This window comes from Paenibacillus gallinarum, from assembly GCF_014836635.1.
In the GTDB taxonomy this organism is placed as follows: Bacteria; Bacillota; Bacilli; order Paenibacillales; family Paenibacillaceae; genus Paenibacillus; species Paenibacillus gallinarum.
In genome coordinates this window covers 191,583-204,803 of the sequence record NZ_JACSQL010000004.1, presented here as the reverse complement: position 1 = coordinate 204,803, position 13,221 = coordinate 191,583, and the positions used below count along the sequence as shown (strand labels likewise).

Annotated in this window: 12 protein-coding genes and 1 riboswitch; of the genes, 7 read left to right on the top strand and 5 right to left on the bottom strand. The window is 44.4% G+C overall.

All coding sequences use genetic code 11. The features are described from left to right. Positions 1-184: 184 nt before the first annotated feature. Positions 185-285, bottom strand: a riboswitch (purine riboswitch). 197 nt (positions 286-482) lie between these two features. Next, positions 483-986, top strand: a complete 504-nt coding sequence (gene mscL, locus H9647_RS11950; RefSeq protein ID WP_191800359.1) for a large conductance mechanosensitive channel protein MscL — start codon at positions 483-485, stop codon at positions 984-986. Here the strand turns inward: mscL and H9647_RS11945 are convergent. Next, positions 983-1,288 (bottom strand): hypothetical protein, encoded by a 306-nt coding sequence (locus tag H9647_RS11945; RefSeq protein ID WP_191800120.1) that lies wholly within the window; start codon positions 1,286-1,288, stop codon positions 983-985. The genes mscL and H9647_RS11945 overlap by 4 nt on opposite strands. A 131-nt stretch (positions 1,289-1,419) precedes the next feature. Between H9647_RS11945 and H9647_RS11940 the strand changes: the two genes are divergently transcribed. Next, the gene (locus H9647_RS11940) at positions 1,420-2,061 is read left to right on the top strand and encodes an NUDIX hydrolase (protein WP_225229244.1); all 642 of its coding nucleotides are present in this window, start codon (positions 1,420-1,422) and stop codon (positions 2,059-2,061) included. 74 nt (positions 2,062-2,135) lie between these two features. On the opposite strand, the gene H9647_RS11935 is transcribed toward H9647_RS11940, so the two are convergent. After that, complete coding sequence (locus tag H9647_RS11935) at positions 2,136-2,921, bottom strand: TrmB family transcriptional regulator (RefSeq protein ID WP_191800118.1); 786 nt, start codon at positions 2,919-2,921, stop codon at positions 2,136-2,138. Positions 2,922-2,985: 64 nt separating this feature from the next. Continuing rightward, positions 2,986-3,744, bottom strand: a complete 759-nt coding sequence (locus H9647_RS11930) for a zinc ribbon domain-containing protein (protein WP_191800116.1) — start codon at positions 3,742-3,744, stop codon at positions 2,986-2,988. Between the two features lie 320 nt (positions 3,745-4,064). Between H9647_RS11930 and H9647_RS11925 the strand changes: the two genes are divergently transcribed. The 5 genes from H9647_RS11925 (at position 4,065) to H9647_RS11905 (ending at position 11,373) form a co-directional block, all read left to right on the top strand. Then, a complete protein-coding gene (locus H9647_RS11925) occupies positions 4,065-6,419 on the top strand; it encodes a UvrD-helicase domain-containing protein (protein ID WP_191800115.1) in 2,355 nt (784 codons plus the stop codon). Between the two features lie 100 nt (positions 6,420-6,519). Then, positions 6,520-6,876: a hypothetical protein gene (locus H9647_RS11920; protein WP_191800113.1), complete on the top strand. Its 357-nt coding sequence runs from the start codon at positions 6,520-6,522 to the stop codon at positions 6,874-6,876. A 240-nt stretch (positions 6,877-7,116) separates the two neighbouring features. Further along, entirely contained in the window at positions 7,117-9,450 is a 2,334-nt protein-coding gene (locus tag H9647_RS11915; protein WP_191800111.1) for an Ig-like domain-containing protein, read from the top strand. A gap of 223 nt (positions 9,451-9,673) precedes the next feature. After that, positions 9,674-10,057 carry a hypothetical protein gene (locus H9647_RS11910; protein ID WP_191800109.1) on the top strand — a complete coding sequence of 128 codons (384 nt, stop codon included), beginning with the start codon at positions 9,674-9,676 and terminating at the stop codon, positions 10,055-10,057. 284 nt (positions 10,058-10,341) lie between these two features. Then, positions 10,342-11,373: a copper amine oxidase N-terminal domain-containing protein gene (locus tag H9647_RS11905; protein ID WP_191800107.1), complete on the top strand. Its 1,032-nt coding sequence runs from the start codon at positions 10,342-10,344 to the stop codon at positions 11,371-11,373. Positions 11,374-11,432: 59 nt separating this feature from the next. On the opposite strand, the gene H9647_RS11900 is transcribed toward H9647_RS11905, so the two are convergent. Both H9647_RS11900 and H9647_RS11895 read right to left on the bottom strand, forming a co-directional pair. Next, entirely contained in the window at positions 11,433-12,302 is an 870-nt protein-coding gene (locus tag H9647_RS11900; RefSeq protein WP_191800354.1) for a M15 family metallopeptidase, read from the bottom strand. 151 nt (positions 12,303-12,453) lie between these two features. After that, positions 12,454-13,191, bottom strand: a complete 738-nt coding sequence (locus H9647_RS11895; protein WP_191800105.1) for a hypothetical protein — start codon at positions 13,189-13,191, stop codon at positions 12,454-12,456. Positions 13,192-13,221: the final 30 nt, after the last annotated feature.

The window sequence follows — 13,221 nt, the reverse complement described above, 5'->3', positions numbered from 1 at the left end:
CTGTTCCTCCTCGGTGCTATCGTTTTTGTTATCTCTAAACGCAAAAAAGTCCCTTCTCTTCCACCGTCCCAACCGGCAGAAAAGCAAGGGAGAAGAACATAGGTATCTGATACAATCAAAAAAATCATCTCTAATTATCGTCAGAAGTGACGGTAAAATAGCGATAAAGTCTCTATCTATCGTAACCTTATATTGATTCTCCCGTAGTCCAATCATTTGCGGTGATCGGGTAGAGACATGCTGGCCTATTCCAGCACATATACGAGATAACGTAAGTGTATTTAGTAATTAATGTAAGCCGTCTCTTTATCTACCTGGATTCAGGTACGGACAGCTTATGTTAGGTCGATGGTAGAAGTATACCGAATTGATACTGCAAAAGAAAGTGTTATTTTCCGAATTTTTTTCGCATATCGCTTTCCAAGAGAGTCCATCAGATGATTAAATAGATGAAGGTAGCGATAATTCGATGTTAGGAGTGTATCTGCTTGAAAGGAATCATAAGTGAATTTAAAGAATTTGCCGTACGAGGGAATGTCATTGATTTGGCAGTCGGTGTCATTATTGGTGGGGCATTCGGAAAAATTATAACGTCTTTCGTTAATGATATACTCATGCCGCCGATCGGGCTGATCCTAGGAAATCGCAGTTTTGAGCAGCTGTTTTTGCCGCTGGAAAAAGGAATTTTCACCCTTGAAGGAAGTACATATACAACGCTTGCAATGGCAGAAGCAGAAGAAATCCCTGTGCTCCGGTACGGTCAGTTCATTAATGTTGTTCTCGATTTTATGATTGTGGCTTTCTGCATCTTTATGTTTATCAAGGCGATTAACCGATTTAAACGTAAAGAAGAAAAACCCGAGCCGAAGAAAACGACGCGGGCATGCCCTTATTGTATATCTGATATACCGCTTGAAGCGACACGCTGTTCACACTGTACATCCTTGGTTGAACCAATCCTTGGGACAGAAAAGGCAAAAGCTTAAAGTCCGGGAGATCTGGGAATGAGATTTTCGAGGATCTGTCTTAGATTTGCATCTTCCCGGTAGACTTCTTCCCCGGTATCGAGTTCTGTGACACGAATTCGAGTATACGGTTCATCCGGACGAACCGGTTTAAAAGTAAGATCATCTTTGTTTTCAACCATGACATCAAATCCTATTTTTTTAAACATTGGGATCAATTGTTCTGTAGATGCTTCCTGTTTATCTCCGAGCATAATAAGACCTCTTAAGTGCTTGGTCTCTTCATTTTTGTAGATGACCTGAAAACGAACGATGCATTCCATTCTTTATCTCCCCCTTATTCGTTTAAACCTATATGATAACTACATTTCCCCAAACTGTATGTAATCATGCTAACAGAAAACTGAGTAAATCTGTAGTAAGACGTTATTATTACACGGGAGGTACAAAACTCATGATAATAGAAGAGCAATTTGATATCTACAATGAAGATGGAAAGTGGATCGGCACCGCCCCCCGTTCTGAAGTACACGCAAAAGGATACTGGCATAAATCGTTTCACTGCTGGCTCATACGAGATACAGAAGAAGGGCGTAAACTTCTTTTTCAAAAACGGGTAAGCGGTAAGGATACTTTTCCTTCCTGCTATGATATTACCGCAGCAGGACACCTCTCTGCAGGCGAAACGGTACAAGATGCCGCAAGAGAACTAGAAGAAGAACTGGGACTTGCCGTTCCCTACTCTCAGCTTACCCCTCTGCTTGAGGTAAAGGAGGAGTTATATGGCGAAGTAAACGGGATTCCCTTCAAGGATCTAGAAATCAGCACCGTATTTGGTTATCATCATGCTCAGCCGCTATATCAATATCATCTGCAGCAAAGTGAAGTACAAGGTCTTTACGAAGCTCTTCTATCCGATCTGATGGAGTTGTTCCAGAACAAAGTATCCGAAGTGCAAGCAATTGGAATTCATAGTCAGAACGAAGGTAATCCAGAAGCACTCTTCATGGAAACCATTAAAGCAGAACAGTTTGTGACAAGGCAGCCTAGTTACTATCTCACCATATTTGAGAAACTAAAGGAAATGAAAAGGTAACTTAGTCAACTGCACAGAACAGGCAAAACCCTTCTTTATCCTTATTCGGATAGAAAAGAAGGGTTTTTTAGACGTTATCTATACTTATTCCAAATCTGTTCATAATGAGGACCATATCTACTTTGAATCTCCGGACCTAAATCTTGTTCCAATTCATACATAATGAGTTCCTGGGCAAAATATCCGAGAAGAAGCCGAATCATTACGGGATGTTCCGTTACAAGCCCTATCGTATCCGTTTCATTCCCGCGGCTGCCAAGCAGGCTCCACTTCCGGTCGATAATAAATGAAAAGGTTCGACCTTTGAATAGAGACGGAGTCTCTTGATCTGTAAATGGATGCCATCCAAAGAAGGGATTGTTTTCTCCATTCCCTGCATCACAAGACCATAGCAGCCTAACCCCTCGCTCTTCTGCATCCTTCAGCACATCATGAAATAAGGAAGCTTCCTCCGAACAAAGATCAATGATAATTTCATATTCGGCCGTGGCTATTTCCTTGGCAAGTATCTCCATGATTGGGCGATCTCCTTGCAGCGTTGCAAACTCAGGGGAGCTCGTCTTCTGTTTTGGCATTGCCTGCTCAACATACCCAAGCGATTCTTGTACATGATTAGAAATGATAAGTGTGAACTCATCTGCCGGCAGCATGGTATACTTCGCAGGTTCACTGTCACTGCAACAGAGAATTCCGCGCGCATGCAGCCGCTGCAACACTGCGTATACATTAGAGCGAGATGCCCCAAGTCGTTTGGACACTTCGTATCCGGAAGAAGCCCCTTCCTTTGACAAGTGCACCATGATTTTTGATTCCATCTCTGTAAATCCAAGACTTCTTAGATGCTGCAGCAACTGGTCCATATTCCTTTGTCCTCCCATGCTGTTCAGGAACGTTGATGCTTATGTTTATCAGGTCACCCGCAGATTAAATCTGTTCTGTTCCGCAATGTGGACACCATTTAGAGCCTTTTGGCAGCTCAGCTGCACAAATCTGACACTTTACAGTTTCTCGCGGAAGTTCAGTTTCTACCGTTTCTTGGTGCTGATTGTTTTCTTTCCAGTACCTTATACGCTCATCCAGCTCATGTTGCCTCTCGCTTTCGCGTTGCATCTCTTCCAAGCGTCTGCGTTCCCACTCTGCGTCAAACTCTTCTTTCTCTTCTGGCAGGAAGTCTCCTAGATCGTAATTTTCACTAGGAATCTCTTCCTCCTCGGACAAGAGCAAATCCGGGAAAAGCTCTTCTTCCTCTTCTTCCTGTATTTCTTCTTCAGCAACGGTTGCTGCTGCTTCCGGTTTTGCTTGTGCATGCGCTATCGGAGCCGACTTCTCGTTTCCTGTTAAAGCACGGCCGCATTTTGGACAGAAATTAGCATCCAGGTCAGACACATGACCACAGACGCAAACCCGCTCGTTTCTCAGCAGAGCAATCTTCTCGCGCAGTTCATCAATCTCATCCTGAAGCGTGTCGCAATCTGCCGAAAGTTCCATCATTCTTTCTTCTGCTAAAGACATATCTTGTGCACGATACCCTTCGTAGAAGATGCGGCCCATTTCTGTATAGTTCACGGACATGTCGTGCTTGATGTTCGCAATTTGCGAATTGATTTTGTTAATCTCTACAGCATGCTGCGCCTTTTCAGTCGCACGGCCTGCCCCGTCTTTAATTCGTTGTAAAAAGTTCATGCGATTAATTCCTCCTCATTCCATGTAACAAGCTGCACTTTGCAGACATCGCAGCTTAAAGCTTTCAGTACCTTATTACAGCAATAACACCCTATGCTAAACTTTATCGTCAAATTATACCGTATACTTCGCTTGAATTGATAGTTTCGGTATAATAGAGAACAGTTTGTTACATGCAGACTATGATTCATCTTATATGTAATCTATCCTAAAGTTTATCAATCATCAGATGTTTTTATGACTCTATCATACCAAATTTACAACCCTCTTGTGAAAAGGGCAATGTTTTACTTTGATTTTAGATGAGGTGTACACCATTTATGTATAGCACAAATCCTATATTTTACCCTCGCCCTCTAGGGGTCCCATCGAGTGCCCGGCTTCCCAAGGCGAAAGAAGCGCCCAAACAAACAAGCCTTGAACTCGTTCGTGATACGGACCCGGATGCCGAATACTTCCGATCTTTGGAGGAAGCCGGTATTCTGCTGAACGGTCCACAGATTAAAGCCGTAAGGCATGGCGACGGTCCTATTTTAACTCTGGCAGGAGCTGGTTGCGGTAAAACGACCGTGCTTGCTGCAAGAGCCGGATACCTCATTCAAGTTGGAAATGTACCTGCCGGCAGTATTCTGCTCGTCACTTTTACTAGTAAAGCCGCTGCAGAGATGAAATCTCGTATCTCGACGCTTCCTGGCATTCGCGTTGCTGCTGCGCGAGCAGTACAAGCGAGGACCTTCCACTCCTTCGCCTTGATGTTGCTGCGTCACTACGGGGTAACCGAAGATATTTTTGGTGACACGAGAGCACAGCATACCGTCATTAAAATGATTCAGCGTAAACATGGATTAAGCGATGCATTTCAGCCGGAAAGCCTGCTCTCTTCCCTTTCTTCCTGGAAGATGGAAGGAAAACGGACCGAAGATCTTCCTGAGACGTCACAGGAAGAAAGAGACGTTAAACAGATTCTTACCGGATATGAAGCATGGAAGAAAGAACGTCACAAGATGGACTTTGATGATATTTTGCTGCGGGCTGCGGAACTGTTAAATGATCCTGCCATTCTGCGTCCGCTTCAGAAACGATTCCAATATATTATGGTGGATGAATTTCAAGATACCAACAGTCTTCAGTACGAGATTGTACGTAAACTCGCAGCTTCCCACCGGAACCTGATGGTAGTCGGTGATGACGACCAGACGATATACACCTTTAATGGAGCAAGACAAGAAGCGATCCTTGATTTTGATAAAATCTATCCTCGGGCATCTATCGTTACGCTGGATATTAATTACCGTTCCGACGCTCGCATTCTTGGTCTTGGCACAGAAATTGTGCGGTATAACAAGAAACGCCGGTATAAAAAGCTGGTCTCCGCTGGAAAGCCTGGGTATCAACCGTTGTTTGCTACTCCTTCAGGAGTGGAAGAAGAGGCAGCGATGGTCGTCAGCCATATTCAGGAGATTATAGAAGAAGGACAACTTTCGTACCAAGATATTGCGATCTTGCACCGGACAGCAAGCAGCAGCCGTGCTATTTTTGAACAACTTGTTCTAAAAGAAATTCCTTTTGTACAATACGGGGCTACGCCTGTCTTCTATGATCAGACTTTAGTGAAGCCGCTGATGGACCACCTAAGATTATCTCTTCACCCGCGTAATTTCGATGCCATCCCAAGTACACTTGGACCTTTATATATCTCGCGCGAAGCAGGTCTCGAATACTTGGCAGGGCAAGAGAAACAACAACCTAAAAAATATCCGCTCATTCATTTTTCGAGATGGGATCGTCTGAAACCTTTTCAACAAGAACAGGTCAAGGAACGGATTAAACTGATTAAGCAGCTACAAACAATGACGCCGCTTGCGGCGATTCAGGAAATGCGCAGGCAGTTCTACGATTCGTATCTTGAGAGCGGCGATCCAAGCATCTACACGCACTATAAAGAAACGATCATGGAAACACTCGATGAGCTCGAGGCATCAGTAAAACGGTTTGAGACGGTGGAGAGTTTTGTTACTTTTGCAGACGAACTGTCCAGAAGACATAAAGAAATGGAAGCTCTTCAAGCAGCCAATGAGGATGCGGTACAGCTGATGACGATTCACCGGGCCAAAGGTCTTGAATTCCCTTGTGTATACTGGATTGGTGCAAGTGAAGGGATTCTGCCGCATAGTTCCGCTCTGACCAAAGAAGTGCCCGAAGACCGAAAAGCAGCACTGACGGGCGCAGCTGCCAAAGAAGTGGACGAAGCTTTGCTTGAAGAGGAACGCAGACTTGCTTATGTTGCTGTCACGCGTGCGAAGCAGCGATTGTTTATTACCTCTCCTGCTAGCCAGCACGGTAAACCTGCTCCTGTCTCCAGATTTCTGCTGGAAGCCTTCGGTGTTAAAGATACTGGCCACAAGAAACAGAGTGCCAAAGAACGTTTAAATACGGATACAGACCGCTTCCACTCGAAAAGCAAGGTACAAAACTCTTCTTCCTCTCGTATAAAAGGAAGCTCGCAGCGAATGGAAACCGTTCCGGTATGGTCATGTACATCAGATACCTGTCCTGCCTGGATTCGTCAGCATTCCGGCAAACCGAAGGAGGAAGCACCCCCTTGCCCGCTCTGCAAATCAAAAATGAAAAAAGCAATGCGGGAAGTGCCTGCTTTACCGAGACATCTTAAGTAATCTATCTATGCAAATGATTCATCCCCTGTTCTATTAGTGTATAAAACAGGTAAATCATCTTTTATCTGGATATCTATGAGATAGGGAGGGGAAAAGAGCAATGGACACTTATTATGTTTCCGTTACACAGCAGCTCATTCATCAAGAACCGATTGAATCTGGCGACTATGAGGTAAAACTGTCTCAAGATGAACTTGCTCAGATGCAGGATTTGATGTCATCGATTAGCAAAGAGGACGAATATACATTCCAGCGAACACCGGTTCCATACAAATCAGCAGATCATGATGATGCAAATGAGCAATTTACCGCCCGCATTCAAGAACTGTATCAGCTTATTTATGACACGGGAACGGAGCAAACGAAGGCAATGATTCGTCAGCAAAAGGTGCTGAATAAGCTAGATCACACGGATTACAAGGATACGGGTTATGAAGATTCCCCCCTTAATAAGTAGGGAAATAAATGAGAAGAATAAAGAGGTCCGGTTCATGATTATGAATCGGGTCTTTTCATGTTTCCGCAAAAATAACCTGCCATGAATCTCCCAGTCGGTTCTAATCCCTATTTTCTTGTAATAATTAAAAGTAACCGCTTTAAGTTGACACTTGGATTCGCATCTTCGTCGTATTCGTGTTTTATCCAGTAGATGTCGTCAATAAGATTTACATCATACTGACAAGGATGTGAGATGAACATGACTTCATTTTCGCGAAAATGTGGGTTACTTTGTTTGGTGTTCTTCCTATTTACGATGCTCCTCCCCTCTCTTCCCGTAAAAGCTGCCGCCCGTGTGACCTTTGATTCTCATCAAGATGAACAGAACGTTTCCCCAGGAGTCGAGGAACTTCATGGTACGTACACAGATGTATTCGACGTCGAAATTGTGGTCAATGGTCAATTGGTAAATGACGTTCACATGGATGATCCTGATGCTGATAACAAGGGAACATGGTCTTATTCATTAGATACGTCCTCATTAGACGGTTCTATTGAAATTGCGCTCAAATCCAAAGATATCGGAACGAGATACGGGATTTGGTCCCCTTTTATTCATCTCAACGTAGATAATCCAGCCGCGAGTGTACCTGAAGTACGGATTGTAAGTCCGGCTGAGACGGATGCTCCCTTACCTCGTGACAAAGGTGCGATTCCCATTCATATTTCTGCAGAAGGCAAAAATACGATAACTCAGGTTGAACTTCGAATTAACGGAGGTCCTTGGGAACCTGCTGTCTACAAGGAAGCAGAAGGCTTTTATAAATATGCTTGGGAAGTTGCTCATTTAAACAAAAAACAAAAGTATAGCCTGGAGGCAAAGGCAACAGATCAAAACGGTAACACTGGATACAGCCTCACTACTTATCTAGCGCCCAATCCACAATCCATCGGTCAAGGTAACTCCTCCTCTAATTCTGGAGATCCCGGAACGGTAACAAACAGCACCTATGGAGAAACTGAGCCTCTTCCCATTCAAGATCGAGCGATCTGGATCTGGGAAACGGCATCCTATCATCTGATACTGAATCCAAATTCCTGGGACACTTTTGCCAAATTCACTTCCGATACAACCACCTTTAGTGACCGTCCCATCACTACACTCTATCTAGGTGTTGACCGGTATAATGGAGCTTCGATGCTAGAAGACTACCGTGAAGAAGTACAGCAGTTTGTCACTTGGGCTCATGATAACGGGTATAAGGTACAGGCGCTGATTGCTGGCGGTACAACACCACCCTATTATGGAGCATACGAGAGATATCGCACTCAAGCGGTTCGGGAATTTGAAAAAGTACTGAACTATAATATGGCTTCTGAAGCTTCCGCTAAGTTTGATGGCATTAATCTCGATACCGAGCCGTATATCCTGCCTGATTTTAAGACAGAAAAACCGTCTGTCCAGATCCAGTATCTTGATATGCTCGCTGCACTAATGGAACGGAAACACGCTGCGGGTATTACTTTCCCAGTAGGCGCAGCCATTCCAAGATGGTATGACAGTTCAGCTGATGCCAGTGCGATTCCGTGGAATGGATCAACAAAATGGCTGTCCGAACACATTCAGGATACGGCTGATTATATCTCTATTATGAATTACCGTGATCAGGCAGACGGAAGTGCAGGTATTATCCAACAAGCACTTGGGGAAATTGCATACGCGGAATCCATAGGCAAGCCAAACTCCGTCATTATCGGTGTAGAAACCAAAGATATTGCCGATGGCGGAGATCCCGAAACGATCAGCTTCCATGAGGAAGGCAGAACCTTTATGGAGGATGAACTGAATAAAGTGTATGCGGCTATGCAAGAAAGCCCGGCGTTTGGCGGAATCGCCATTCACCACTACACCTCGTTCATCGACTTCCCAAGTAAGTGGGGACCTGGTGGAATCAAGTGGTCTCCTCCATCGGATCTGGAACCTCCAAGCACAGTCAACGGCAACCTCTCAGCGATAACTTTTGATCACGAACGGATTGATGTGCGTTATGGGATGGCATACGACAATTCAGCAGTGAACGACTACCGAATCTACCGAAGCACAGAACCTGATTTTACAACGGGACCTCTTACTTATGCAGGAACAGCTAAAGGATTATCTTACAAAGATAAAGGATTGCTTGCAGATACCACTTATTATTACAAAATCACAGCGGTCGATTTGCAGGGAAATGAAAGTTCCCCTAGCGAAGCCATCTCTGCGACAACGACCTCTTCTACGCTGAAACCAATGATTATCGATGAAATGACATTTGAATATACGGATGGCAAAGCTAACGTAACCTTACGAGTTGTGGATCTTGAAACCGGGGCACCGCTTAGTGCTACGGTTAGCGGTCGATTCACACAAATGGCCGGAAAATATGTTACCGCCAAGACTACCGCAAATGGAATATTCCAATCCTCCTCCGAAACGGTAAGTGCTCCTTCTGGAGAGATCGGGTTCCAGCCTCGCCGGATTATGTCTCCTGGGTATTATTGGGCCAGCAGTAACGACACACTTCCTTATACCACGGTAGTTTGGGAGCCATAGCGTTCTATGACTGTAAAATAAATATAGGGAACCTGGGCTGTAAGCCCAGGCTCCCTTATTTTTTGTATCTTAATCGTTGATGGTGCTTTTTTTGTGGCATTAATCTATTTTTCAAACAAGATCGTTATAAAGTCTTATACCCATATTTTTATAAAATAGTTTATAATTCACTAAAAGTTGGTGAAGGACTATAATATCTACTAATCATTAAGGAGGGAAAAAAATGAATAAAAAGCTGTGGATCACAATCTTTATCGCTTCATTTGCACTACTGTACATTCTATTTGGGTTTTGGATTGCGAAGGATACTAAAATTATTCTGAATAAAGCTATGGCAGCAGATCGTAATGATCAAGAATACATGGATCCGTCTGTCTTTAATAGAATAAATCCGATTACAAGTGGAGCGACTACGGCAGACTTTTCCTATGACTCTTCCAAACACAAAGCAGGTATCGTGGTTCCGCTCCATTTCTTTTTTGTTTCTAAAGTATTTGTAACTCACGAATACAATCAGACTGACTTCGGATTTAAGGAACCGCTGACCATGGATTTGAAGCTTAAGAATGGGCATTGGTATGCTACTAATGTGAAAATTGAACCCTAACCTTCAGTACCATTAGTAATTAATGTACCTTGTGCAGTTTTACTTTATTGCCATTGAGGTATGCTAAATTTTTATATTCCTTAAGCTTAATCGTTGGTCACCTTTTTTATATTTTTATCTAAATTTCTGTTCGTTATTTCTGAGCAGGTTAAATACATACTAGGTATGACAGGAACCAGATTTGACGTACTAGACCCTTTGCTCGAGTGCAACCTTACTCCGTATTTTTCGTCTAGAAGATGTCATCATCTTATGACAAAACAACAGTGAAGGAGAGAAGACACATGAACAAAAGAATGAAAACCGGCGTAGCTGCTGCAGCTTTAACTATTGCTTTAGGCGGTAGTTCCCTCTACGCATATGCGGACGCGAGTACTCCAGTGCCAATCTCAAGTAATCTTAAAGAAACATTTACCATTACGGTGAATGGACAGGCTATCGAGGATGGTTACCAAGTATCAACCGCTGCTCAACCGATGATTCCTGTACGTTCTCTAGCAGAAGCACTTAGAATGGAAGTAAAATGGGTACCAGACACCAAAGCAAGTGAACTTACTAAAGGTATTGTATGGACTTCCATTATGACAGGGGAAGATGCTTATAATGTAAATAAGATGCTTGTCCGTCTCGGTCAAGCTCCTGAAATAATGAACAATACGCAATATGTTCCTCTGAACTTTGTCAGCGAAGTTCTGTACGGCAACGTAACGGTAGAAGGGAGTCAAATTACAATTACTACAGATAATGTCAGTGCTTCTGAACAAGAAGTAACAAAAGCAAGCGGAATCATCACTTCGTTGTCTTCTGAAGAAGGTAAGCTTTCCGTTCATATCAATGGAAATGGTGCAAAAGGAATCGTTCTTAATGTGAGTGAAGATACGAAGTTTGCACTTGCAAGCGGTGATGCTCTTGAATTTAAAGATCTCAAAGTTGGCGATCAGGTTGAAGCTGAACACGCGATGTTTGCAACTCTCAGCCTTCCTCCACAATCTCCGGTATACAAGATCACCGTAACCGAGCAAGCAAAAGCGGATCTTGTTATCGCGGAAGGTGCGATTAGTGAAGTAACGACTTCGGATACTGGCGAACGCAGCATCCTTCTTAAAGGTCAAGGTGTAGACGAAGCGCCATCTAGCGGCATCGTATTCAACATCAGTTCAGAAACGAAAGTAGTAGATACTAAAGGGGAAGCAATTGATCCTTCTACATTGAAGGAAAAAGACTATGTAATTGGCGTTTATAACGGCATTACGACTCGCAGCCTTCCTCCTATTGCGAACGCGATGAAACTGGTTGTAGAACAAGCAGCTGAATAGGAAAATCATATTCAAAAAGGCAGCCCCTCAGGGCTGCCTTCTTCTATCTCTTATTCAACTTACAGTTTAATATTCGCATCATCAAAGTACTCTTCCAGTGTAAGACCACTCTCTGCGATATCCGGTGCTAACTCTTTACCTACATAGCGGATATGCCATGGCTCGTATACATAACCAGTGATATCTTCCCGATCTTGCAGATAACGAATCACAAAGCCGTACTCCGGCGCATGCTCTTCCAGCCACTTGCCTTCTTCTGAGTCGCCAAACACCTCTTCGATCACATTGCCGACACTTGGACTAGAGACATCAATGGCAAGTCCCGTCTGATGTTCACTGTAACCTGGTTTCGCACTTACTCGCGCTGCATATTCTTCACCGTTGCGCTCTACACTGCTGTTATACACAGACACTTGTCGTTCGTAAGAGCGATACCCTGACACAGCTCGAAGCTCTATACCATCTTCTTCTGCTGCAGCAAATAATTCTTCTAGGGCAGCCGCAGCTTCCTTACGTAAATGACGTTTCTCATGAGGCCCGTCAAAAGAGAACGGCACATTTGGTTCAACCAAATCATCCGGTTCATATCCTTCCGGCAGACTTCGCTCTTTATTCACAATGACCGTCACTGATTCAGCATTCGTTACAACACTTCGGTCGCCTTCCTGCTGTATACTGCTCTGCAGTGAACTTTGTGCACGCAAAGCCATGATGCTGTCTGTTTCTGTATTATCTTCACCGGTTTCTATACCGTCCGTATTCTCATCTGTTCCATCTGGGGTTACTTCCTCAGAAGTATCACCTGTCGCCGGAGCATTCAGGTTCTGTCCTTCCTGCTGACCTTGTCCACCTACTTCACAGCCCGTGAGTAGAACGGTGCTGACCAACAGTGTAGACAGCAGAGCAATTGTCCAGCGGTGTCTTTTCATCTTCGTAGTTATCATCTATTACTCCCCCATCCACATATAGCTTGTCCATGCTCTATTGTAGACTAAAAATAAACAGAGCAAAAGAACGCTGACGCCCCCTGACAATGCTTGTCATGAGACACAGATCTCTTATGCTCTGTCATGATCCTATTTACTTCGTCTTGCTCCCAGACTTTACCTGAGCTGAACTGGGTGCCCATTCTGTTGCACGCTTAGACATCTGTTCTCGTAAATGGGTCAGTGCAGCTTCCGTAGGTGCCTGAGGCAGCAAAGATGCAAGTTTTGGAGGAGGCACCATTTTGGAAGGTGCCTTCAGGCGCAGCTCCACCTCCGTCAGCCTATGGCCAGGTTTGTGGAGCGCGCTGTCTTGGACACTCTCTGCGATGTAATCCATGATCGCAGAGACGTTGCCACCTGCTCGCGCAGCCGGACGCTGCAACAGCGCTGCCCCCGGCAGTGCTTTTCCTTCTGATTCGACTGCCCAAGAGCCGAATACACTGTCAAGGAGCGCCGTGCGTGTAATGCCTAGTAGGCTTAAGAATGCCAGTGGCTCACGGGCTGCCCAGGAAGCGGCGGCTATTCTAGCCGCTTCTGCATGTTCGCATGCTTCGCTCTCACAGCTGCAGGTCACCTGCATCTCAGTAGCGAAGGGAATCAGCGTTTCCGCTTCTGCAGGCGGTAAAGGCTTATTTTCCATCAGTTTGTACACAAGATATGCAGACTCTGCTAACTGCTCAAGCAACGTTTTTTTCTCACTGTCATCAAGGGGGTTCACATGCCCTTTGCATTCCACATCGTTATCTTCTGAATCCCTCACTGCACTAGATACGATTGCCTTCCATCCGTGAGGCTCCAGCTGAAATTCCTTCACTTCGATGTTCACCTTCACCTCACCCTTTCCTAAATCAAATTCGACGAC